The sequence below is a fragment of the Dictyobacter halimunensis genome (genome assembly GCF_036245075.1).
This window is the reverse complement of record NZ_BSRI01000001.1, coordinates 3,360,047-3,382,379: the sequence shown is the minus strand read 5'-3', so window position 1 is coordinate 3,382,379 and position 22,333 is coordinate 3,360,047. Positions and strand designations below refer to the sequence as shown.

The following is a 22,333-nucleotide window of genomic DNA, read 5'->3' as shown; positions in this document are numbered from 1 at the left end:
GAAAAATGATCCTGACACAGGCATTACGTTATCCTTTTCAGGGGAGGGGCTGGACTCGCCGCCTTCTCGCTCTGACACTGCTGCAATTGATTCCTGTTATCGGTCAGCTTATGCTCCTTGGCTATGGCCTCGAGATCGTGCGTGCGGTCTACGCCGGAGAGGCCAATCTGCCACCAATACGCTGGCAACAAGCACTCGGCAATGGCCTGCGCATGATAATGGCTGGACTCCTCTACTGCCTGCCCATCCTTATAACCGGAGCCATCATAGGGATGAGCACAATTGGTCTACGTGTGAACACCGGCAGCATGGGTACATTGAGCATTATCCTCTCTATCGGCATCCCTCTGATTGCCATCGTTGGAGGCTTGCTCATGAGCAGCCACAAGCAGACACAAACGGGAGCCGCACTCAAGCAGGCACCAAAATCTGGTTCCATCTTCGCAAAGATCGTACCGCTTTTCGTAATGATTCTGGCCATCTTTGTCTTGCAAGCTGTTGTGTCAGATACGAACTTTCGCAGACCAAACGCTGCAACTATCGCGCTGTACGTTCTACTCACCCTGCTCATCTCTGTAATCGGGCTCGGCCTGGGTCTGGGAGGAGTACGTCAGGCGATCATGCAACGGGGACTCTTCTCACCAACGACCAGTATCACGCTTCTTCTCCAGCACCGCGCCACCACTAGTATACTCATACTCAATCTATTCCTGCTGGGAGTCATCACGCTCCTTGTAAGCTGCCTGGGCCTGGTCTTGCTGGTCCTGCCTGGCTTATTCACCATTGTCGTCTGCTCGCTCGCAATGTGGTATCTCTTTGCCCGCTATGGGATGCAGATCGGGATCACATCAATAAACAGCACGACACCATCAAACAATGTCTCTTTTTCAGAGACACCAACAGTAATCTAGTACAGACATACGGACTACCATTCAACCGCACGAATAGGATAGGAGTACACACTTTATGCAGATTACTATTATTGCCGGAGGGAGCCGTGGCGACGTGCAGCCTTATGTAGCGCTGGGCAAGGGCTTGAAGGATGCAGGTCACGCTGTTCGCGTCGTGACTTCGGACGATTTTCAATCACTGATCACCGAGTATGGCCTGGAGGCTTTTTCGACTGGCGGTAGTGCTGAGGCTGCCGCCAGAGAGATGCAAGGGCTCTTAGACAAAGGGAACATGCTAACCGTTCTGGCACGTATGCGGGAAGCATCCGAAAAGCAGGCCGTACAGGCCGTTGAGGCCAGCATCCGTGCCTGCGAAGGTTCAGATCTTATGCTGGGTGGACTCAGTGGCATCGCCAGCGGCGCCTCGCTCTCGGAGTATCTCAACATCCCACTCCTGCTCGCTTATCTGGTTCCTTTCCATCCGACCAGCGAGTTTCCCAGCGCGCTGACGCCCCTGCCGCAGTCTCCACTGACCCGCTGGCTCAACAAGCCATCCCACCAGATCGCGCAACAGATGATGTGGCAATCGTTCCGTGGCGGGGATACGAAGGTCCGCACGCAGGCGCTACACCTGAAACCCTCCTCGTTCTGGGGACCCTTCTCCGCTTTACGCAAAAGCAAGCAACCAACACTCTACGGCTATAGTTCGCATGTTCTTCCACGACCACACGATTGGGATGCGTCGCAACACGTCACTGGTTACTGGCTTCTCGAACCATCCGAGGGCTGGGAGCCACCCGTCGAGTTCGTGCAATTCCTGCAAGCGGGTCCCGCACCCGTTTACGTCGGCTTCGGCAGCATGACCAACAGTAAGCCAGAAGAGACAGCGGACCTGGTCCTGCAAGCATTGGAGCGCACCGGCCAGCGCGGCGTGGTCTATGAAGGCTGGGGCGGCCTCAAAAAAGAACAGTTGCCATCGAATGTCTATATGACACAGTCGATCCCGCATAGCTGGCTCTTCCCACGCATGGCGGCGGTCGTCCATCACGGTGGCGTCGGTACCACAGCAGCGGGACTGGCGGCAGGGGTTCCCTCGATCATCGTCCCCTTCTTCGCCGACCAGCCATTCTGGGGTCAGCGCGTCCACCCGCTCGGCGTCGGACCTCAACCGATCCCGCGCAAAAAGCTCACCGCCGGCAGGCTCACACATGCTATTGAGCAGGCCATGAACGATAACGCGATGCGTAAGAAGGCAGCCACACTTGGTCAGCGTATCCGCGCCGAGAACGGCGTTGCACGAGCAGTTGAGATCATCGAGCAGAGCCAGAATAAAAGTCTTTCCGCTCCACGAAGCACCGGAGTACCCAGATGAGCACAACACAAGACAGCGCCACAGAGAGCGCAAGCACGGTGTCAGCTCGCTTGCGTGGTTGGCCGCTCGTGGCAACCATTAGCGCGCTCTTCACCACCCTGCTGATGGCAGCCATCGATGGCTCGATCGTCGATACAGCCACGCCACGTATTATCGCGGACCTGCACGGCTTTAGCCTGTACAGTTGGCTGGTAACCATCTATCTGCTGGCCTCGACCACCACGATTCCCATCGCGGGCACGTTATCCGATCTTTTTGGTCGCAAATGGTTTCTCATTGGAGGAGTATTAATCTTTCTGCTAGGCTCAATGCTCGCCGGAACGTCACATAGTATGATCGAGCTCATCATCTTTCGTGGCGTACAGGGAATGGGATCAGGCATCCTGCAGACGATGACGCTCGTCCTTGTGGCCGATATCTTCCCGCCCAAAGAGCGTGCGCGCTGGCTGGGTCTCTTCTCAGCCGTGATTATCATAGCCAGCATTATTGGACCATTGGCAGGTGGATGGATCACCGATCATCTCGGTTGGCGCTGGATCTTCTACGTCAATATTCCGTTGGGAGTCTGCTCCCTGGTCCTGACGAGCCTATGGCTCCCGCGCACCTTCTTAGCAGAGAAAGCCACACAGTCTATCCGCGAGAAACTGCGGCGCATCGATTTCATCGGGGCGCTCACAATCGCAGGTACGATCATCTGTCTGCTGCTCGTTCTGACGTGGGGTAGTGAGCTCTCTAGCTGGAACTCGCCACAGATACTCGGACTCTTCGTAGCCACTGTGCTGCTATTCCTGCTCTTTTGCTACACCGAGTCTCATGTACAGGACCCGATCCTGCCATTCAGCATTTTTAAGAACCAGAGCTTCTCCGCTGGCGCACTGCTCTCGCTCTTACTCGGTATGGTGCTCTTCGCCATCGTCGTCTACCTGCCGCTTTTTATGCAGGCAGTGCAGGGACAGAGTCCCACCAGTTCAGGTGCGGTCATGACACCGCTGACCTTCACGGTGGCGATACTCTCAATACTCACCGGCAGTATCATCGCGAAGATTGGTCGCTACAAGTCTATTGCCATTATCGGCGCTGTGGTGCTTGCCACAGGTGTTTTTCTGATGACGCAGATGGCACCCACAACGACCTCGTTCGAGATTACACGCGACGTGTTTTTGATCGGCATTGGTCTGGGGATACTCATGCCGCTGGTTAATCTGGCAACACAGAACGCCCTGCCCAGGCAACTCCTGGGCGTAGGCACGAGCGCAGTCACCTTTCTACGCTCTATGGGCTCAACCGTGGCGACCGCTGTATTAGGCACCATCATCAATACGGTCTCATCTTTAGAGATCAGCAATCACTTACCAAACGCCGCTCGCCACCTACCAGCAGCCTTTCTGAAAGCGGCCACCGATAAGCAGGTGCTCACCAGTACAGCGTATCGCCAGAGCATTGTATAGAAAGGGCTTGCCCCGACGTCGCTACTCGACCATCTTTTTGAGATCGTGCGGCAGGCATTAGCGAGCAGCATTCATCAGGCATTCGTCATCACGTTCTGCCTCAGCCTGCTCATCCTGGTCGTGGCAGTGTTCTTACGGGATACACTCGCATCTCAAGGAGAAGATACCATCGCTACCCCTCAGGTAGAGGTAGCAAAAGATAATCGTTACGCCAAACAGTAACACAAGGAGAACAAGATTATGGAACTGACAAATATTGATATCACCGACGCGACATTCAAAGCCAATCCATTTCCGTTCTATGCCAGACTGAGAAGCGAAGCCCCGGTCTATCCTGTCACGCTCAAACGATTCGGCAGAACCTGGCTGGTTACACGCTACAACGACGTCCTGGCGGTATTGAAGGATGAGCGCTTTGTCAAAGATCCCAAGAACGCTATGACACCAGAACAGCTGAAGAAGGCCCCACGCATGCCAGCTATGTTCAAGCCACTCTCAAAGAGCCTCCTCAGCCTGGATGATCCTGATCACGCCCGTTTGCGTGTCCTGGTCCATAAAGCCTTTACGCCCCGGCGTATTGAGCAGATGCGGGACCAGGTTCAGGTTGTGGCCGACGAGCTGCTAGAGGGGATCGCGCCCAGAGGGCAGATGGATCTGATCGCTGACTACGCCTTACCACTGCCTCTGACCATGATCGCACGCATTCTGGGTATTCCCAGCAGTGACAACCAGAAGTTCCATCGCTGGACCAAAACCTTCCTTTCAGCCGCGTCAAATCCAAATCCCCTGGTGATTGTGCCTGCGATGATGAGCTTTATGCGCTACCTGCGCAAACAGATCAAAGAGCGCCAGGCCCACCCCCAGGACGACCTGATTACCGCGCTGGTACAAGCCAGAGAAGGCAACGATATGTTCAATGAAGACGAGGTCGTCTCCATGATTTTCCTCCTCCTCAGCGCTGGTCATGAGACAACAGTAAACCTGATCGGTAGCGGCATGCTGGCACTGATGGAGCATCCTGACCAGATGCAAAAGCTACGCAACGCACCAGAGCTAAGCAAGAGCGCAATTGAAGAGTTGGTCCGCTTCGTCTGTCCCGCTGAAACGGCGACCGAGCGCTATGCTCGCGAAGACGTCACTATTGCTGGCACGACTATCCCACGCGGAGAGATGGTTCTGGCCGTGGTTGGCTCAGCTAATCGCGACCCCAACTACTTCGATAATCCCGACACCATCGATATTGCACGGACGAATAACCGCCACCTTGCCTTCGGACAAGGTATTCACTACTGTCTCGGTGCGCCCCTGGCCAGACTCGAAGGTCAGATCGCCATACCCACACTCCTCCAACGCCTGCCCAATCTCCACCTGGCAAGTAAGCCCGAGAACCTGCGCTGGCGCGGCGGTATGATCCTGCGTGGACTCGAGGCGCTTCCCGTAACCTTCTAAAACTGAGCAGGAGGGGCATCTTTCCCCTGTGTTGGCTACTTGGGACATCTGTTCACAAAATCAGAAAGTTGCGCGAGGATAATTGCTCGTTTTCCACATCGCCTTCATAAAGAGATGCACCGCCAAGAAAGGTGAGGTCGAGCAAAGCTCTGCTTCATAGGGGGAGAAACACAGACTTCAGCGATGAAGCCACAGGGATGATCTGTCCTCTTTGTGCGCAGAGGGAAAACAGGTTGGTGGCTGGGTAGATAGTGTAGAAACAGCTGCTCAACAACTAGCAAAACAATCACATATGACGTACCACCAGGCGCTTTTCGTCCTTGTGGAAACCTGTCTTGCACGAAAAAGCTACCATTACTTTCTCCAAATAAGAAAAAATACGGCAAGAGGAAATACGATGCGCCCATCTGTCCCGCCCGGAGAGGCCTCGACGACGAATGGTGCGAGCGAGCATTGCAAATCGGCCTCACAGAGTGCGATTGGCAACGAGCAGAGGAGGATTTTGCATAAGTCAGGTTCTCCTACGGACTGAGACAAACTGCTATAGGTGAAAGCACTTTGTCTATAAAAAAACATCTGATTAGCGTATAATATGGAAAGGAGTTTAAATATATTACATGCTTGTAGCATGCTGATGTATATCAGCTAAGCCCAACATGTCTTATTCTCCTTTCCTTATTGTTTCATTTCTCATAATGAAAGAGGAAAAGACATGGATAGCAAGCAAATTGAAAAATACTTAGATGAGTTAGCCGAAGTCCTCCGACAATTGCAAGTTCCCTCGGCCCAATTTCATCTATTAATCGCTGGAGGAGCATATATGTTGATACAAAAAAAGCGGAGGTTTACTGAAGATATCGACTTTGCCATCATCCAGCGGCCTTCACGTATCCCAAGAAATCGAGTATTTCAGGTTTCCATAGAACACACAGAAATAGCTCAGGCTCGTACGGGAGTACCTTTTTCAGCAGAATTTAAGCGAGCGGTGCACATCATCGCACAACGTCATTCTGAACTTGCAGGAGACTGGCTCAATGATGAGGCGGCCTCATATTACTACGATGATGCTCCTCAACCAGAGGTCACCTTTTGGCAATCATTTCAAGGAATCCTCTACTGCTATCTTCCCACCAGGGAATATGTGTTTGCCACCAAGATCGCGGCGAGCCGACCAAAGGATGTGAATGACATTCAAGTGCTGATGAGGGACCTCAAGATCAAAAATCGGGCACAGGCCAAACAGATCATTGATCGTTTTCTCCTTCCAGAAGCCCAAATGTTCTGGCAGGTAGATGACCAGCTTGACTTGTTGTTCCCTTAATTGAACAGGAGTGATCCCTTTCAATTCAGGGATCACTTCCAATCTATAAATATTCCTTCGCACGTGATATACTTAGAGAAAGGGAGGAAAGAATACATGATAGTGCGCGAGCAACAAATAGAGCAACGAGATCGTGCTCGCTTCCAGACATTGCAACGCTCATTTGAACAAATCTGCGCAGGAGAAGATCCGTGGATTCCTCTGGGCAAATTTATGCATCAGTTCTTCGGTGAATTTAAAGGGCACCGTGAAGCGTTACTTCACGATCCACTATTGCTTCCTCCAAATATAACACCCGAGCAATTTCGCTGGGCCGTTTTTTGCGCAGCATCTGCCAACTACCTCTGTCATATGTATTCACTCGAGTGCCCAGACTGGGCACGTGATCCATACTACACATTAGATCGCGCTTGGTATCAGGGACTCGGAGCGGACCATGTACGAGGGCAAGAAAAACTTCGGGCCACCACTCCAGAGGAATTTAGCCAACGAAATATCTTTTGTGGCAATCGCATCTTTAATAATAAATATGAGTACCAGGGACGCCGACGAACAGCCTAACCCTATTGAGGTAGAAATAGGAAGGAACTCATAAACCGATCAGGTGGTTTCGGAAGTGTCAGAATTGAGAACACAAAAGCAAACAAAGCATGTCCTTTATCTCGCACTTCTCCCTACGAGGCCATCGGCACCAAAGTCTTCAATGCGTCCAATTGCTGACGGAACACCTCACGTTTTTGGGCCAAAGAAACCTTTTGCTCTCTGATGATCCGAACCCGAAAGAACTGACGAAGCTCATCAAACGCACGGCAGAAGCGGGCTGCTGATGCAAAGCTCCCGAAGCCACGCATGGGATAGTAGCGTTGTTTGATCCCTCGATGATCTTGTTCGATGCGGTTATTCAGATAGACATTCGTCCGATGTACGACCTCATGGCCCAAGGTCTCGCGTACTGCACGTGGATAGGAACGATGCCCATCAGTCGTCACCGACTCTGGAGTATGCCCAACCACAGCCATAGCCTGCTTGAAAAACTGTTTGGCTGCGTCCATATCTCGTTTTTCGCTCAACCGCGAATCAACCAGATTGCCATCCGTATCAATGGCCCGATAGAGATAGCACCACTTCCCCTGGACTTTGATGTAGGTCTCATCGACGTACCACAATCTTCCAGCCTGGCCGCGCCGTTTTGTCCGTAATTGGTCCGCAAGCAAGGGCGCAAACCGTGTTTCCCAGTCCCGGACAGTCTCATGCGTAAACATAAAACCCCGCTCTAAAAACATTTCGGCGACGTCACGCAGGCTCAACTTATAGCGCAGTCGCCACAGAACAACGAGGAAGACGACGTCTGTGGGGGCCTCAAGATAGTTGAATGGAGTGCCAGTTCGTTCATTAAAAAAAAGTGCGCCGGCACATTGGGCAGAAGAAGGTTGTATAGCCAAGTTCCGTTTTCTTCGCACGCTTCTTGGTTACGGATGCCGCACAATAAGGACATTTCATCGGTTGAGGCTTTCCTTTTACATTTCTTATTCCCAGTAAGAATAACAGAAGCTTGGCTCTGTGCCAAGATATTGTTTGAGGTCTGACAGAACCTCTTCCCGACATCGATACCAACGTACAAGGACTCGTTTTTGAACAGGGGAACCGCATTGAGATCAGGGCGCTGCTCTGCTTTCTTCGTCATCAGTCCAACCTCCTCTCATCTTCGAGCAACTCCTGGGCAGAGAGACCTGGGACTGTGGATGCGGTATGCCCACCGACATACCAGAGGTTGCCAATGGGTCCTCACGTACTTATGAGGGGTCCAACCACATCCCCCAATGAAGCATCAGGGGTCTTCCCACGCGCTGAAAAGGGGTCTGCAGTCCCGTTCCGTAAGAGAGCGACTCTCACGTGGTCTCTCTAAAATATGTACACGAGATCAAGGATAACTGGGTGTCATCCTCCGTATGTCGCGCTGAAACCCAATCACTCTTGGCCCAAATTACCAATAAGGTTCTTGACAAGCAAGCAGTAATCAGTTATAAGATTGAAGAACAGTCAGTTAGACCCTGTTTCTTTTTCTGCGGCATTCCTGGCGTCATTTTGGTATCAAAGAAAGGAACCTCGTATGCTCTGCAAACTGGCAACGCGGCGTGCTTTCCTGGCGGCATCAGGTCTGGCTGTCATGGGCATAATCGGTCTTTCCTCCTCTCCCACAGCTCCGACCCTATACGCTACCCCGGCAGGAGGAGGAGCACCGGAGACGAGCAGCCCTCCCACTGCCACGCAAACCGTCCCTACCGCTCAGCAAGCATTGCAACAGTTGCTCGATGGGAACCGCCGTTTTGAGCGCGGTGAGACCGCCGCACTGCGCCAAGCCATTGCGCAGAAACAGACGCCATTGGCCATCGTCTTCAGTTGTGCTGACTCACGTGTACCACCTGAACTGGTGTTCGATCAGCATTTAGGCGATCTCTTCACAATCCGCACCGCTGGTCAGGTCATAGATGATGCAGCGCTTGGCACCATTGAGTACGGCATTGCAGAACTCGCCATCCCTCTCCTGGTGGTGCTTGGGCATGAACGCTGTGGGGCAGTACAGGCTGCCCTTGAAGCCGTTGATCACCACGCAGTCGCGCCGGGTCACATCCAGTATCTTGTTGACTACATTCGCCCTTCTGCCCTCAAGGCACAGGGCCAGGGAAATGCTCGCCTCTCCAGCGCAATCCACCATAACATCGTGTACACGGTGCATGCGCTCTCTTCGCGCTCAACAATCATCGGCGCAGCAGTCCAGACAGGCACATTGACCATCGTTGGTGGCGACTACGACCTCGACGCAGGAACAGTGCGCATCATTTTAAGCTCCATAAAGCGGTGAAATGTACGCGGCGAATCCAGCTCCCGGGCAAACAAGATCAGGGCAAGCTGCCATTGCTTAAATAAACCGAGAATGGCAAGCCTGTCTAGACCAAGAGAGGATACGAAGGGAAAGAAAACCGGCAGAACGGGAAAAGAGGAGGGGCCATAGTGGAAGCTCGACGAACTTGTGGTGATGCATTTCGACCTGCTGCACACTCACTCCTACTCCGGGTGGTTCCCTGCTGGTATCCTTTGGCATCTTCTCGGCATCTTCCCGCATCCACACGGACAACCACCCTGGTTCGCAATCGGCTTCAGCTCGCTCAGACGCTGGATGCCCTAGGCGCGCTGGCTTCTCAAGGGGGCTGCGAGACGACGCTCACAGACGCTGTCAGTGCGCCTCGCGGAAAGCTGAACAGTTAAAGGGTAAAAACCAGGTCATCTTCGGAGGTGGGATGACCCTCAGCCCCCGTCATGCGAAGGCTTTTTCAGAGGAAGGCTTTTTCAGAGGAATGGAACACACAGGGCAACAAACAACAGCCAATGTCAACGCATAGCACCATCGACAGTGCCATCATCACAAAAAGAGGCATCCGGGAGAAAAAAAGCTATTCTTCCTCTTACGAACCAACGGAGAGAAGAGATATACTACAAACAAGTTCATTGAGCATCTTATCGCAGACAAAATGACAGGAGGTACGACGCATTGATTGCACGCTTGTGGAAAGGCTGGACATCGACAGAACACGCAGATGCCTACGAGAGGTTGCTTCGAGAACACGTGATTCCTGGTCTCCACCAGATCGATGGGTATCAAGGCGGATACATTCTCCGACAGGAGGCCAGCGGTGAAGTAGAGTTCGTCGTGGTCAATTTCTTTGAATCATTGGATGCTGTGCGGGCCTTTGCAGGGCCAGACTACACTATCCCTGTTTTTGAGCCAGAAGCCAGAAACCTGCTCTCAAAAGTTGAACCACTCGCTCGCCATTACGAGGTGAGAACCACGCCATAAGAACCATCAGGGCTGCGGATCAGCTACTGCTGAGATCGCCAGCCCCGTTCTTTCCTCCTCACACGACTCTTCCATTCAGTTCCCAACATTCGCCCCTTTTCGTGCGATACCTTCACGCAGCGACGGCAGAACTCTCGTGAAATCACTTCTATTCGCCACTTTTAACAGCTCAACAGAATGGACCACCATGATGGCCAACAACACCACTCGCCTCACGGCCTGGTATGCCTTCGCCGCCAACGCCCCTGGATTTCTCGTCCACGCCCTCCATCTCCACCGTCAGCGCACTGGCCTCTCGCTCGCACAGCAACACGCTCTGCTCGGCTGCACGACACCTCCACGAATGCCCTCTGGACACGCCTGCAGGCCATGCCACTCCCTCACTCCCAGCACGTTGACGCCGATCTCCAGCGCATCGTCGCTCACGTGCTCACGTCGTTCCCTGGTGCCACCATCCACACTGCCCAGCTGGCCGCCTTCCTGCATGCTCCCTCGAACGTCTAGCACCACAACACATTCCTCTCACCACGTGCGAGAGGCCTGGCACGTTCACCAGGCTTACTCGCTCACCCCGTTCGCCCAGATGACACCCAAATATGCCGATGCATCGTCACATTTGCTGCACAGAAAAATAGCATCTTCCTGGCACGCTCCGGGCATTCACAGGCCGCTTGCTTCTCGTGCTCTACGACAACAACAGTGCTGGCCCGCTGCCCCCTCATGCTTGACGACATGGTATGCAGTTGGCCAGCTCTCCCCTCTCCCATCAACCATCAACCATCAACGCCCCCTTGATTTTTGGACCACGATCAGCTCTACTTGATAGGTAAGCTTTTTTGAGTGGCGCAGAACGGCCGCTCTTTTTTTGTGCCTCTTTCACGCCTCTCCCGCTCCGACAGCACTCCTCCCACGCTCCATCCAGCAGGACATCCCTCCTCCTGTGCTCCCACACCACTCCCCGGATGCAGTAAATATGTCGGCGCACCGTCACATTTACTCGTCGTCACGAGGCGTGGCAAGGCAGGACGCAATGACAGATCCCAACTGGTCATGACATTTTGCATGGTTCTGTTACACCAACCGTCTCACACGGCCTGGCTCGTACTTGTTCACAAACACGCGATCCCCACAAAAAATGTTGCGTCGGGCAAACGCTGGCGGCGTGCACAGACGAAGCCTTTCCTGCACGCTGGCACGATCGCCGCCAATCCATGGTACCACGGTTCTTTCAGGCTGTATGCTGGCTCGTGTACCCGTGTGGGGCAATCAAGACCATATGTGTGACACAGGTATTCGGCAGACGCCGCGCAAAAGCGGCCCATTGGAACTGTTCGGCGGTCGCCTCCCGAGGAAGATGGATCGGATCGCGTATCAGTTCCTCCTGGTAGGTTTTGAATTCCCCAAAATTGGTGCATAAACTTCCCCAGGGCAATCCAGGGCTCTTCCCCGGTACAGATTGCCTCGAAACTGCGTCTCAGCGTCTGAAAACGACTTCGGGCTTCTCACGAACGCTCCTCAGAGCCACGTTTCTGTTCTTCTACGGCCTCTCGTATTGGCTGATCTCTCATGCTGGCCTTTCCTGCCTTCCGCAACTCTGAGTATATCATGATGCCAGGCTCACCTCTCCTCAAAACAGGAAGGATGCTCTGAAACATATACTCGCCCCATCCCCTCCTTTGGGAAGAACTAGATCTGGTCTCCGTCTTATCAACGAGTTGTACAGAGAGGGCACGATATTCACTGATGTGAGACAAAAGCGTGCCAGAATGCAAACTCAGCACTGGAATGATCCATCGGCCTTCTTCTGCCTGTTATATGCTGCAAGGAAAAGCTATACCTGTATTTCATCCCTTGCCTTTCCAGATATTTGTAGCGCAGATGAATTGCCAGGCAACGCATGAAATTGTAGCCATCACTGGAAGTCGACGGTGGAGAGTCCCAACCCTCTTCGTATGCCTGGTGGCGTAGCGCGTCACCAGCTAGAGGAAGAATACCGCGATAGAAACCTTCTGGTGAAAGGTTCACGAGAAGGCTGCGTACCATCTCTATAGGTGGCACAACCCAGGTCCCGCCATCTCCGTCAGGCTCTGCCTCATCCAATGACTCGAAAGAGGTGTAGATTGCGCCCGTCGTGTCCGATTGAACACGGTACCCAAGCATATAGCGATACTCGTCACTCCAATCCAGGTATGCCAGTTCATCCTCAGCACGATCGAGCCACCGTGTGAGTGTCTCCATCAGCATCGCATCTGGCAGAGCGAGGAGCGCGTCTTGTATCTGCTTCGCCAGGTCTTTCGTTTTCTTTTTCATCATGATCTGCTTCTTTTTGAGAATGCCACACGCTAGCCAGGACCACCAGCATACCTCAAACGGTAAGGAGCCAAAGGATCACGTAGGATCGAGTCCTCAATGCATAAAAGTATAATACCAGATAGAATTCATAGCCGTATCATAAGAAGTGACACTCCCATCGCGTAATATCTCTGCTCAATGCGCTGAGCTACTTCGGCGGGAACCTCCTTTCCTTCGAGGTAATCATCGATCATATCCTAGTAATATTGAGCTCATCCTCATCAAATTGTCCTGGCTTTTCGTCGAGTAGATCGGCGGTTGGCGCTTTTGTATAGATCTGTTCGCCCGCGCCCAGGTATTGCAACAACAGCCTTCCCTGGCGCTTGGTAAGCCCGGATAGCGGTGTCAGGTCTACGCCACCATCACCATATTTGGTAAAGAAGCCTGACACAGTTTCCGCCGCGTGATCCGTGCCTACCACCAAAGCATTGAAATGATTGGCGAAGCGATAGTGGACCGTCATTCGTTCCTGCGCCTTCTGGTTCCCCTTATTGTAGTCCGACATCTTGAACCCGGTGGCCTCCTTAAACGAGTCAACCGCGCTATCAACAGCGGGCTGAATGTTCATGCTGTAGGTTCGATCGGGAGCAATAAATTGCAGTGCCTTCTGCGCGTCCTCTTCGTCCTATAATGGTCCCATAAATTAGGTTCTCGCTCATCTTCCGTGCAGGATGAGCTTATGAGAACTTTTCACCTTTTCGCCATCCGCTTCCGGAGCAGATCAAGGGTTTTCAGAATTCTGCTGATGAGTTTTTTGCACGGAAGATGAGCGAGAACCCTTTTATCAGGTACGTTACAGTATGATACCGAACCCACACATCGAGGTTCAAACTTCTCCAGGAAATCGTCTCTCTGTTCCTGTGTGGTTTGCCGAAGTGGTTATCCTCTCCCAACACCTCGCAACGAAAGGACTTCTTGAAAGCTTCGCGCAGCAAATCCGATTTTTCGACCGCTATGAACCACTTGATTTTCTGGCGTTGTTGATCGGCTATGCCATCAGAACAATAATGTGGTACGATCAATGGCGAAGAGATGCTTCAGTAAGCAAAGAGGGGTGGTTCTGCATTGACTCAAGATATCTTTACTACACAGGATGGAAATACTATCACTGTGAGCGCACTGTGTGATGGTGGAGATCAGGGCTGCGGCGGCGGCTTACTGATTCTCATGCTGCAAGCGATGAAGCGGCTGGAGAGCGGTACCGTGCTTGAGGTACGCTCAACCGATCCTGGAGTGCGCGAGGATTTGCCGGCCTGGTGCCGCATGACTGGTAATGCTTTGCTTGCAGGGCCGGAAGGTGAATTGGGTAATCGTTACTTTGTAAGAAAGGCCTAAAGCGTGAGCAACATGCCAGTGCACGCCGATCGTTTACTTGACCTGGGAGAGGAAGGGTGTGGTCAGCTCGTCATGTCGGTGATGCTGGCTATGCGCGAACTGCAATCCGGGCAAGCTCTTCTCGTAACAGCGTATGATCCTGCTGCGCCTGAAGATCTTGCAGCTTGGTGCCGCATGACTGGTAATATACTAGTACAGGGATTGCGGGAGCTTCCCGACAATCAGTTTCTCTTAAAGAAAGGATAATCTTTCATCATGCACAATGGCTTCTGCATCAATCTGACTCATTCCACGGATGATCACGACCGCGCGACGGTTGCTCTGGTCGTGGCCAATGCCGCCATGGCCTCTGGCAAAGACACAATGGTCTTCCTGAGTAGCGAGGGTGCTCGCCTGGCCGCCAAGGGGACCGCCGAAACCATCCATGAGGAAGGTTTTCAGCCGATGGCAGATTTGCTGAAAAATTTCATCCAGGCCGGTGGCAAAATCTGGGTCTGCTCTCCTTGCTACAAGAAGCGCTCTTATACTGAAGAGCACCTGATCGAAGGTGCGACCATTGTTGGCGGAGCGAAGTTGGTCGAATTCCTCTCGAATGATGCGGCATCGGTGTCGTACTAGTAGCTATAGACCTGTTATTTCTCCCTATGTGGGGAAATATTTCTCTTCACGTGCAGGCGTCTTTGCCTGCTCGTGATTACCTTGTTTTACGCTCACACGGAGCACCTCTCACCTATCCTCACCTGAAGCGGCTGGCAGCTCCGCCTGTGACTGCGAGCATGGAAGAGCGAATTTCTTTGATGTGCTCTACCGCATCCCTTAATGGGAAGAGGTCGGGCGAAATCAGGAGATCCGGGTCAGTCGCTACGGGATGCCAGTAGATACCATGCCGGTCCGCCGTGACTTCTGGTTCGAGAGCGGGTAAGGAAACTGCCATGCCTTTCGTAGAGAAGCCACGCCGGACCAAGGGGCGGACGATATGATCTTCATCGGGAATGCCAAGTCGGCGGTGGAGCTGACACATCGCGGGAAGATCATGCCGATTTTCAGGGGTCTCTGTTGTCCCCAGGCGAACATGGAAACCGGCTGCTTTGAGACGTACAATAGCATCAATGGCCTTCTGCCAGCTTCCAGTGCCCCGGTAAAAGTCATGCGTTGACGCGTCCGAACCATCCAGACTAATCTGGATGGTCAGGCACTCACGATGCGACAGGGCCTCTACCTGCTGCAGGCGTTTACCCCTGAGCAGGATGCCATTGCTGAGCACTGTAACGTGCATTCGTTCCAGGCCATACTGCAGCATTGAGAAGATATCATGCAGAATGAATGGCTCACCGCCCGTCAGAAAGAGCTCTGTCATCCCTAGCTCAACCGCCTCATCAATGAGGCGACAGACCTCTTGTAGCGCAACTCCATTGCGCGCGGCTCCCACAAAGGACTCCGCAACGCAATAGCTACATGAAAGATTGCAATCATAATTCGTATAGATCCACAGGCGGTGGAGCAGATCTGTTCCATCACCCGACTCATCAGTATGGACTAGTGGCATATCCACCACCTGCCTTTCAAGCATCTCTCTAACCTTTGCCTAAAAGTGATAGTCATGCGCAGTGATATTTCCCTGCTGATCGTAAAAGCCAGCGAGTGCGACAGCCTGCTCAAGTGCCTGATAGCCCGCGACCCGGCCTGGATACCACGCTTTTAACCCTTCCAGATCGCAGAGAGGTCGCACGTCTGGGTCATCATAAGACATGTCGATGAGCAGCGCCTTGAAGCGTTCAATCATCTCGGGTGACGCTGTCGACACGACTGTGAAGTTACAGTGATCAAACGAAGAGGTTCGAGTCAGTATGCGTGTCGTACCGGCAGGCAGTGTTCCGTCCAAGAGAAATTGGTGATAATTGTATTCGAGCAGGCAAGCTGCATCAGCTGCCCCTGCGACAAGCGCCTCTGCTGCGTCGCGCTCCCCGCCAATATGATCGCCATGCTTGCCCACCAGGATGTTGTGATACTGAATGGTCAGATCGGCGCGCGGGTCGAGTTCGAGCGAATGAAGGTGCGCAAGTGGGAGCAGTGTAGCCTGCGGCGAATCCACCGCGCCGACCGCAACGACTCGTCCCTTGAGATCCATCGCCGTTTTCACGGACGAATCTTCGCGTACCACCACTACCGAGGTCAGATCGCAGTCGGTATCACGCATGACGATGGCATGAGCCTCTATGCCGCGAGCGCTGGCGAGGCGATGGGCCCGTACCCAGGCGAGAGGAGAGTTCCAGGCGATATGAATATGACCATCGATGAGAGCTTCGACCTGGCGCTCATAATTTGAGTAGAGGACATAGTCCATCAGAAGTCCCTGGCGCTCAAAGTAGGCCTTGAAGCCCTCCCAGATTGTCACCACTTTGGGATCATAGGCCACTGCTCCGAGCAGCAGTGCCGTATCTTTGCTCATCACGTTCCTCCTCTTTAGCCGAATAAGGGTATGCCACACACCGCCTTGCCGATAAAGTCGTAGAGCGCATCGGTCGTCGGGGCCATAACGGTAGCCGCGCGGGCATCGCGGAAGTGACGCTCTACCCCCACCTCTTTGCGGAATGCGGCCCCACCGCAGACGCGCATCGCGAGATCGGTAACCTCGGTCGCCGACTCACCTGCGGCGGCCTTAATCTCCAGCACCCGCAGCATAGCGTCCGCCCGCCCGCCCTCAAGCGCGTCAATACTATCAAGCAGGAACGAATGTACCATGTCGGTCTTAATGCGCATGCGCGCAAGATAGGCGCGAACCGTTGGCAGGTCCGCGATTGACTGTCCCAGGTGCTCAAGCCTGGTCGCGCCCACATGTGCGGCTGCTTTACTTGTTGCCGCCTCCATTACCCCGCAGCTCTGTGCTGCATTCATTAACTGGAAATAAGGGAGGACAACGCCCATCATCACATCAAAGCCTTTGCCGTCCTCACCGAGCATCGCCTCTTTCGGCACCATCACGCCCTCAGCTTTTACCGGGCTTGAGCTATTGCCACGCAGACCCAATCCATTAAATGGGACCGTCACCTGTAGACCAGATGCATGAGCCGGGACGAGCCACATCGTACTCATTCCCTCCGCCGTCAGTGGAAGGCTCGACCAGACATAGCTATCTGCCTGCCCGGCTGAGGTAATCCAGCTCTTCTGGGCATCGAGACGAACCGCATCGCCTTCAGAGAGAGCCGTGCTCGTTGGAGCCCAAAACTGACTGCGCGACCCGCTTTCAGAAAATGCCAGCGTCGTAATATGTTGACCAGCAGCAATGGCTTCGCGAACATCGCGTGTTCCATACACCTCGACAACCGCAGTCGCTGCATAATGCATGCACACGACCATAGCTGTGGAGGCACAGTAGGTACCGATCTTCTCAACGACCAGCGTTGCAGCCCGGTGGGCTTCGCCTAACCCTCCAACATCCTTCGCACTGATCAGCCCTAATAGGCCCGCTTTTCCCAGCGCCTCTAGAGCAGCCCGGGGATACGTTCCTGCCTGATCGATCTCGGGGGCAAGAGGGGCAATAATCTCTGTAATCACACCATCAAGAGCGTCGAGATAAAAGGGATGCGATGTAGTCGTTGTTGACATGAATGCTCGCCTTTCTGCTTACGTCTCTATCTATCTGTTTCGTTGAAGCGGTGATCTCTATTACCCTATTAGTCGATTAGGAACCTCGCGCCTGAGTAAAGAGGGTCGCAATGGCTGCATCAAGCCTGGATGGAGGTATAGGCTGAGTCAGTGGCCCTCCCAGGCCAAAGACGTAACCGGGGAAACGTTGTCCCTCGCGTAGGCAACGCTGGGCGTCCGCTGCCGCCTCCTCGGTCTCCTCAAAGAGCGCCGCAGTCACATGGAGATTGCCGAGAAAACCAACGTGATGCTCCTGGGCGATCTCCCCAACATACGCCAGGGACATGCACTCGTCGATCGCGATGCTATGTGCGCCGCTACCTGCCATCTCACGGATGACTCGAATACTGTCCCCTCAAGCCCAGAAGCTTGAGGTCTTGCCCGCTCCATGAATGACTTGCCATGCTGGCTGCACATTAGGAAGCACATATTCTCGAAAATAGGCCGGCTGCAACATCGTAGCGGGAGTATCATTGACCGCAACAATGTCACAGCCAATAACCTCTGCATAGATACGGGCGGAGACCGCACTTACCTGGCCGGCGTAGGCGAACAACTGTGCTGCGCTCTCAGGGCTGCGGAAGAGATCGGCAAACAACCGCATGCCGCGCAGCTGGTAGGCAATCGTACAGGGGCCAGCGACCACACCTACCAGGGCAACATCACGCCGCTCTAGCTCGAACTTTGCCTGCGCTCCCGCTGCAATTACCGTGGGCCAACGGCCCATTGTTTCATCTGGCAGCGGAGGAAGGTGCTCAACAATCTGCTCAGGTGAGAGCGTAGAGAGTGGAGAAGAAACGATGGAAGGTGGTCCCTGCTCTGACCAGTGAACAGTACATCCCAACGCCATCGCCTCCAGAGCCGGGTCGTCAAGCAGAGGAATACCATCGCAACGATAACGGGCCGCACAGAGGGTTGCTCCCCTGGCCAGAAGGTCAGCATCTTGCAGATAGTGCTCCGCACTGACGCCTAGCAATTGCGCCGCGTGCGTCCCAATGTGTGGAAGCCACGGGACCTGCGCCACTCGTCCTCCTCGTAGCGCATCTATAAGCAGGTCTTTTACCATGAAACATGCACCTCTCTTTTCTACCTGTTTGCACAAAAGAGCAGCAACGCCACTGTCAGTGAAAAGTTTGACCAGCCAGACAGTACGAATAACGAATGTTTGTTTTTCTCGAATAGAAGTATACCATAAAAAAGTTCATGGTTATCCTATCCTTCTATAAAAGTTCGGCTAATATGACGCACTGAACCTCAATAGGTTCTTTGCATGAAAGCTCTGATTCCACCTGAAAGATCTCTTCGACCTGCTTAACGTTCTTTACCAAATTCACACTTCCAGCCGTTGTAACTACTTTACCTGTACCGTTGAGCGTTGGAAGAAAAGTGAGCCCAGCAGGACGCCATAAAGCAGGAGCATCCCAAAGGCATAGAGGGAACCACTCAGATCGAGCCTGACGTGGTAGAGTCCTGTGCCTATGAGAAACACAACGATCACCCACCAGACTATACCCATGGTCAGCCCCTGAAGCAGTAACCGTCCTAACTCTGGTGTTCTATTGCGCTGCAAAGCCCCGAAGAGCAGGCCAAAGAGTCCACCCATCACAATGAGGATCAGAAACCCAAGCCATTTTGAGCCCCCAAGCTGGCCGAGCCCAAACCAGCTAGCCGCTCTGACCAGTGCAGCGCCTGGCCCATAGTCCACAAAGAAGAGCACACCCAGAATCAGCCCTGCCAGCAGGCCGGAAGTTGCTCCGCGTTGTAATGCCCTGTTCATAAATTCCCTCCTCGCGTCTACTAGACAAACCAGGATAGCCAGAGAGCATAGCGTTTATTGGTCGCGAGAGCCTGCAGGCGTGGAGCCAGCCATTGATCAATACCAAGACGCCGGCCTGCTGGCAAGGGAAGCAACACGAGCCCGAGCAGGACCAGCATACCGTAGGTCCAATACCATTCCAGTGTTAGAGAGCCCGACATACAATTGCAACGCCAGAATCGTTGCCAGCAATGCACCAGCCCGGCTAAAGATGCCAAGCATCAGGCTGAGAGCGACTAAGAGTTCTGCGATAAAGGTGAAGGTACCAAGCAGGCCGAAGTGTGACAGAAACACATTTTGTACAATAGCGCCATAACCTGGAAGGAAGGTGCCCTTGACCTCACGTACCACAAACGTGTGAAGTCCACCAAAGGTAGGTGGCAGTTTCCAAAAAAGCTGTTGAAACCAGAGGTAGCCGACGAAAATGCGTACGAGTGCGATGATAAGTAGACTGGACTCGCTAAGCGTAATGGGAGCTCGGTTTGCCTCTTGCTGCTGTGCTCCAATCGACGAGGTTGACGTTTCTGCGCCACCTAACGATGAGGATCTGCTCATGCTCTCTCTCCTTTTGCCCAACGTATTTTGATAAAACCCGAAAACGAAGAAACAATACCGCCTAAAAGGGCAACAGACACGCTTGCATCAACTAATGCTGACCTTGATTATGCTGTTACTATCACGAAAAGAGCTGCGCTTTTTTACTGCAAATAGAAAGGTCGTACGAATGCTATTAGTGTGAAGGACGAGAAATGGCAATGTTCAGAGCCAGACTCCATGGAGGGCAATGCCCCGTCTGCAATACTGACTCGTATCCCTGTCCTGCTCACTTCATGATACGACTCGATACTACTCGCAATACTACTCGTATTGCCTCGCGAGAAATCGTAGCCGAGGTATCATCTTTTCATCCTTTCTTGCTGCCCGTTTTCTGCCTGAAGGAAGGTTTCACCTGCTTCGAGGAGATCCTGAACACTACCAATTGATCGGTCCTCTTGCATGTTCAGTTACGATTTCTCATGAGGCAACTAGATGCGCCAGAATTGCCTCTGAAACATGCTTCCTTCCAAAACAGTTTACCTCTCTCTTCTCTCACAATGCCATACCCTTCTCACGAAGGAACAACAAATGCTATTACAACCCGTCTCATCCTTTCCAAGGAAAACACATGTTCCTACTTCTCATGATTTCGCTCTTTTTCATGTTCACTGATGTTCCTGGCGACTTCATGTAAATCCGGGTTGTGTTGCAAGAAATAGCAAGGTGGAGGTAAACTCAAAAATATTCTGTTGATTGAGAGGCTTCTCTTCTGTATGCAAACCCGCTCTTTGTTCAAATGGCGACACTTCGAATTTGCGAGGCAGCAGCCTGCTGATATCGAGGCGCAACCTGCTGGCGGAAGGTCCGTCTGACGGGCATCGGCACCTTTTCTCCCACCTCATCCCCCCTTTATCTTCCCACTCCAGAGTGCCTCTGCGACAGACTCGATTCCGCTTGCCTCAAACACATCTTCCTTTTGTCCTTGAGTATACTGACCGGTTTTCAGTGTAGCCAGGACTGTCGATGCCCTGTATAATGGGGGCGGAAAACTGGACAGGTCAATGAGATAAAATAGCAGGAAGGAGACAAGCATCCGCAAGGAGGAAAACCATGGCACGTTCACCAAAAAAGTACAGCAGCAATTTCAAAGCAAAAGTGGCTCTGGAAGCAATAAAAGGTCTGAAAACAATCAACGAGATATCTTCAGAGTATGGAGTGCATTCTACCCAAATTACGCAATGGAAAAAGCAAGTTCTCGATGAGCTGCCAGCCATCTTTGAGCGTCCTGGATCTGAGCGAGCGAAGAATGACGACGCCTTGATAGCAAGCTTATATCAACAAATTGGTCAACTCAAAGTCGAGGCAGATTTCCTTAAAAAAAAATCAGATCAGTACCGTTGAAGGCAAGCGGTTCTTGATCGAGCCCAATCACCCGCACTTGTCGATCGCGCGCCAGTGTGAACTGTTGGGTTTAGCTCGTTCAAGCTATTACTATGAGCCTGTGCCTGAAAGTGAGGAAGATCTGCTGTTGATGCGATTGCTTGATGAACAATATACGCGGACTCCCTTTTATGGAAAACGGAAAATGGTGGTGTTCCTTCAAGAACAAGGATATACCGTCGATCGGAAACGAGTACGACGGCTGATGCAGCGGATGGGCCTGGAAACGATCTATCCAAAACCACGGGTGAGCCTGCCGGGAGAACCCTCGGTACGCTATCCCTATCTTCTGCGTGGTATGAGCATTGATCGGATTGACCAGGTCTGGAGCTGCGATATTACCTACATTAGCCTAGCGCGAGGCTCTGTGTTCCTGATGGCGATTATTGATTGGTTCAGCCGATTTGTGCTGGCGTGGGAACTTTCAACGACATTGGATAGCAGTTTCTGCTTGGAAGCGCTAGACCGAGCGTTACAAGCGGCCCGGCCAGAGATTTTCAATACCGATCAAGGTGCCCAATTCACGAGCAAAGACTTCACTGGTCGTTTACTCCAGTCAGCTATTCGTATCAGTTGGGATGGGCGTGGACGGGCGTTAGACAATATTTTTGTGGAACGCTTATGGCGCAGTGTGAAATATGAGGAGGTCTATATCAAAGACTACCAAACCGTGTCCGAAGCGAGAAAAGGATTAGCAGACTATTTTCATTTTTACAATTACCAACGGTACCATCAGTCATTAGAGTACAAAACACCTTTTGCAGTGTATCGACCTGATTGTTCACCATCAATTCTCTAATACTGCTGAGTTCTCTCTTAAAATTGGCCCATTTCTGTCTAGACAAGTGGTACCACCATACTGGCGATCTTGC

General features: G+C 52.7%; 20 protein-coding genes and 3 pseudogenes. 12 read left to right on the top strand and 11 right to left on the bottom strand.

Annotation, left to right across the window (positions count from 1 at the left end; genetic code table 11):
* Positions 1 to 5 precede the first annotated feature (5 nt).
* The 6 genes from AABA21_RS13860 to AABA21_RS13835 all read left to right on the top strand — a co-directional run bounded on the left by AABA21_RS13860 (position 6) and on the right by AABA21_RS13835 (position 7,041).
* Complete coding sequence (locus tag AABA21_RS13860; protein ID WP_338250901.1) at positions 6 to 911, top strand: DUF4013 domain-containing protein; 906 nt, start codon at positions 6 to 8, stop codon at positions 909 to 911.
* Between the two features lie 55 nt (positions 912 to 966).
* Positions 967 to 2,262 carry a glycosyltransferase gene (locus tag AABA21_RS13855; protein ID WP_338250899.1) on the top strand — a complete coding sequence of 432 codons (1,296 nt, stop codon included), beginning with the start codon at positions 967 to 969 and terminating at the stop codon, positions 2,260 to 2,262.
* Positions 2,259 to 3,710 carry an MDR family MFS transporter gene (locus AABA21_RS13850; RefSeq protein ID WP_338250897.1) on the top strand — a complete coding sequence of 484 codons (1,452 nt, stop codon included), beginning with the start codon at positions 2,259 to 2,261 and terminating at the stop codon, positions 3,708 to 3,710. The genes AABA21_RS13855 and AABA21_RS13850 overlap by 4 nt, the downstream gene beginning before the upstream one ends.
* A gap of 240 nt (positions 3,711 to 3,950) precedes the next feature.
* Entirely contained in the window at positions 3,951 to 5,159 is a 1,209-nt protein-coding gene (locus AABA21_RS13845) for a cytochrome P450 family protein (RefSeq protein ID WP_338250895.1), read from the top strand.
* A gap of 712 nt (positions 5,160 to 5,871) precedes the next feature.
* Positions 5,872 to 6,480, top strand: a complete 609-nt coding sequence (locus AABA21_RS13840; RefSeq protein ID WP_338250893.1) for a hypothetical protein — start codon at positions 5,872 to 5,874, stop codon at positions 6,478 to 6,480.
* A gap of 96 nt (positions 6,481 to 6,576) precedes the next feature.
* Positions 6,577 to 7,041 (top strand): hypothetical protein, encoded by a 465-nt coding sequence (locus AABA21_RS13835; protein WP_338250891.1) that lies wholly within the window; start codon positions 6,577 to 6,579, stop codon positions 7,039 to 7,041.
* Positions 7,042 to 7,154: 113 nt separating this feature from the next.
* On the opposite strand, the pseudogene AABA21_RS13830 reads toward AABA21_RS13835, so the two are convergent.
* Positions 7,155 to 7,980 (bottom strand): annotated as a pseudogene (locus AABA21_RS13830) (IS6 family transposase).
* 610 nt (positions 7,981 to 8,590) lie between these two features.
* Here AABA21_RS13830 and AABA21_RS13825 point away from each other — a divergent pair.
* Positions 8,591 to 9,343: a carbonic anhydrase gene (locus AABA21_RS13825; RefSeq protein ID WP_338250889.1), complete on the top strand. Its 753-nt coding sequence runs from the start codon at positions 8,591 to 8,593 to the stop codon at positions 9,341 to 9,343.
* A 687-nt stretch (positions 9,344 to 10,030) separates the two neighbouring features.
* Positions 10,031 to 10,336, top strand: coding sequence for an antibiotic biosynthesis monooxygenase (locus tag AABA21_RS13820; protein ID WP_338250886.1), 306 nt, complete (start codon positions 10,031 to 10,033; stop codon positions 10,334 to 10,336).
* Positions 10,337 to 10,615: 279 nt separating this feature from the next.
* Here AABA21_RS13820 and AABA21_RS13815 read toward each other — a convergent pair whose 3' ends face one another.
* From AABA21_RS13815 to nadE, 4 genes and pseudogenes are all read right to left on the bottom strand, one after another.
* Positions 10,616 to 10,843 carry a hypothetical protein gene (locus tag AABA21_RS13815; RefSeq protein WP_338250884.1) on the bottom strand — a complete coding sequence of 76 codons (228 nt, stop codon included), beginning with the start codon at positions 10,841 to 10,843 and terminating at the stop codon, positions 10,616 to 10,618.
* A gap of 721 nt (positions 10,844 to 11,564) precedes the next feature.
* The gene (locus tag AABA21_RS13810; protein ID WP_338250882.1) at positions 11,565 to 11,768 is read right to left on the bottom strand and encodes a hypothetical protein; all 204 of its coding nucleotides are present in this window, start codon (positions 11,766 to 11,768) and stop codon (positions 11,565 to 11,567) included.
* A 305-nt stretch (positions 11,769 to 12,073) separates the two neighbouring features.
* On the bottom strand, positions 12,074 to 12,649 hold the full coding sequence (locus AABA21_RS13805; protein ID WP_338250880.1) for a hypothetical protein: 576 nt from the start codon (positions 12,647 to 12,649) through the stop codon (positions 12,074 to 12,076).
* A 125-nt stretch (positions 12,650 to 12,774) separates the two neighbouring features.
* Positions 12,775 to 13,313 (bottom strand): annotated as a pseudogene (gene nadE, locus AABA21_RS13800) (NAD(+) synthase); the annotation flags it as partial.
* 440 nt (positions 13,314 to 13,753) lie between these two features.
* Here nadE and AABA21_RS13795 point away from each other — a divergent pair.
* The 3 genes from AABA21_RS13795 to AABA21_RS13785 are packed head-to-tail and all read left to right on the top strand — an operon-like array spanning position 13,754 to position 14,641.
* Positions 13,754 to 14,023, top strand: a complete 270-nt coding sequence (locus AABA21_RS13795; RefSeq protein ID WP_338250878.1) for a sulfurtransferase TusA family protein — start codon at positions 13,754 to 13,756, stop codon at positions 14,021 to 14,023.
* 12 nt (positions 14,024 to 14,035) lie between these two features.
* Positions 14,036 to 14,269 carry a sulfurtransferase TusA family protein gene (locus AABA21_RS13790; RefSeq protein ID WP_338251035.1) on the top strand — a complete coding sequence of 78 codons (234 nt, stop codon included), beginning with the start codon at positions 14,036 to 14,038 and terminating at the stop codon, positions 14,267 to 14,269.
* A gap of 9 nt (positions 14,270 to 14,278) precedes the next feature.
* The gene (locus AABA21_RS13785) at positions 14,279 to 14,641 is read left to right on the top strand and encodes a DsrE family protein (RefSeq protein WP_338250877.1); all 363 of its coding nucleotides are present in this window, start codon (positions 14,279 to 14,281) and stop codon (positions 14,639 to 14,641) included.
* A gap of 118 nt (positions 14,642 to 14,759) precedes the next feature.
* Here AABA21_RS13785 and AABA21_RS13780 read toward each other — a convergent pair whose 3' ends face one another.
* From AABA21_RS13780 to AABA21_RS13755, 6 genes and pseudogenes are all read right to left on the bottom strand, one after another.
* Positions 14,760 to 15,593 (bottom strand): radical SAM protein, encoded by an 834-nt coding sequence (locus AABA21_RS13780; protein WP_338250875.1) that lies wholly within the window; start codon positions 15,591 to 15,593, stop codon positions 14,760 to 14,762.
* A 15-nt stretch (positions 15,594 to 15,608) separates the two neighbouring features.
* Positions 15,609 to 16,472 carry a phosphate/phosphite/phosphonate ABC transporter substrate-binding protein gene (locus AABA21_RS13775; RefSeq protein WP_338250873.1) on the bottom strand — a complete coding sequence of 288 codons (864 nt, stop codon included), beginning with the start codon at positions 16,470 to 16,472 and terminating at the stop codon, positions 15,609 to 15,611.
* Positions 16,473 to 16,486: 14 nt separating this feature from the next.
* Positions 16,487 to 17,629 carry an acyl-CoA dehydrogenase family protein gene (locus tag AABA21_RS13770; RefSeq protein ID WP_338250871.1) on the bottom strand — a complete coding sequence of 381 codons (1,143 nt, stop codon included), beginning with the start codon at positions 17,627 to 17,629 and terminating at the stop codon, positions 16,487 to 16,489.
* 76 nt (positions 17,630 to 17,705) lie between these two features.
* Positions 17,706 to 18,734 (bottom strand): annotated as a pseudogene (locus AABA21_RS13765) (uroporphyrinogen decarboxylase family protein).
* 285 nt (positions 18,735 to 19,019) lie between these two features.
* Entirely contained in the window at positions 19,020 to 19,445 is a 426-nt protein-coding gene (locus AABA21_RS13760; protein WP_338250870.1) for a hypothetical protein, read from the bottom strand.
* 96 nt (positions 19,446 to 19,541) lie between these two features.
* Positions 19,542 to 20,039: a hypothetical protein gene (locus AABA21_RS13755; RefSeq protein WP_338250868.1), complete on the bottom strand. Its 498-nt coding sequence runs from the start codon at positions 20,037 to 20,039 to the stop codon at positions 19,542 to 19,544.
* 1,092 nt (positions 20,040 to 21,131) lie between these two features.
* Between AABA21_RS13755 and AABA21_RS13750 the strand changes: the two genes are divergently transcribed.
* Positions 21,132 to 22,260 (top strand): IS3 family transposase gene (locus AABA21_RS13750; RefSeq protein ID WP_338248176.1). Its coding sequence is split into 2 segments (ribosomal slippage): positions 21,132 to 21,410 and positions 21,412 to 22,260, totalling 1,128 coding nucleotides; the frame shifts between segments, so codons are not numbered across the junction.
* Positions 22,261 to 22,333 lie beyond the last annotated feature (73 nt).

Excerpts from the sequence above, each read along its gene's own strand:
- AABA21_RS13790 (WP_338251035.1), top strand. The coding sequence starts at position 14,036 with ATGCCAGTGCACGCCGATCGTTTACTTGACCTGGGAGAGGAAGGGTGT.
- AABA21_RS13775 (WP_338250873.1), bottom strand. The coding sequence starts at position 16,472 with ATGAGCAAAGATACGGCACTGCTGCTCGGAGCAGTGGCCTATGATCCC.
- AABA21_RS13805 (WP_338250880.1), bottom strand. The coding sequence starts at position 12,649 with ATGATGAAAAAGAAAACGAAAGACCTGGCGAAGCAGATACAAGACGCG.
- AABA21_RS13780 (WP_338250875.1), bottom strand. The coding sequence starts at position 15,593 with ATGCTTGAAAGGCAGGTGGTGGATATGCCACTAGTCCATACTGATGAG.
- AABA21_RS13840 (WP_338250893.1), top strand. The coding sequence starts at position 5,872 with ATGGATAGCAAGCAAATTGAAAAATACTTAGATGAGTTAGCCGAAGTC.
- AABA21_RS13770 (WP_338250871.1), bottom strand. The coding sequence starts at position 17,629 with ATGTCAACAACGACTACATCGCATCCCTTTTATCTCGACGCTCTTGAT.
- AABA21_RS13860 (WP_338250901.1), top strand. The coding sequence starts at position 6 with ATGATCCTGACACAGGCATTACGTTATCCTTTTCAGGGGAGGGGCTGG.
- AABA21_RS13755 (WP_338250868.1), bottom strand. The coding sequence starts at position 20,039 with ATGAGCAGATCCTCATCGTTAGGTGGCGCAGAAACGTCAACCTCGTCG.
- AABA21_RS13855 (WP_338250899.1), top strand. The coding sequence starts at position 967 with ATGCAGATTACTATTATTGCCGGAGGGAGCCGTGGCGACGTGCAGCCT.
- AABA21_RS13845 (WP_338250895.1), top strand. The coding sequence starts at position 3,951 with ATGGAACTGACAAATATTGATATCACCGACGCGACATTCAAAGCCAAT.
- AABA21_RS13835 (WP_338250891.1), top strand. The coding sequence starts at position 6,577 with ATGATAGTGCGCGAGCAACAAATAGAGCAACGAGATCGTGCTCGCTTC.
- AABA21_RS13850 (WP_338250897.1), top strand. The coding sequence starts at position 2,259 with ATGAGCACAACACAAGACAGCGCCACAGAGAGCGCAAGCACGGTGTCA.
- AABA21_RS13785 (WP_338250877.1), top strand. The coding sequence starts at position 14,279 with ATGCACAATGGCTTCTGCATCAATCTGACTCATTCCACGGATGATCAC.
- AABA21_RS13825 (WP_338250889.1), top strand. The coding sequence starts at position 8,591 with ATGCTCTGCAAACTGGCAACGCGGCGTGCTTTCCTGGCGGCATCAGGT.
- AABA21_RS13760 (WP_338250870.1), bottom strand. The coding sequence starts at position 19,445 with ATGAACAGGGCATTACAACGCGGAGCAACTTCCGGCCTGCTGGCAGGG.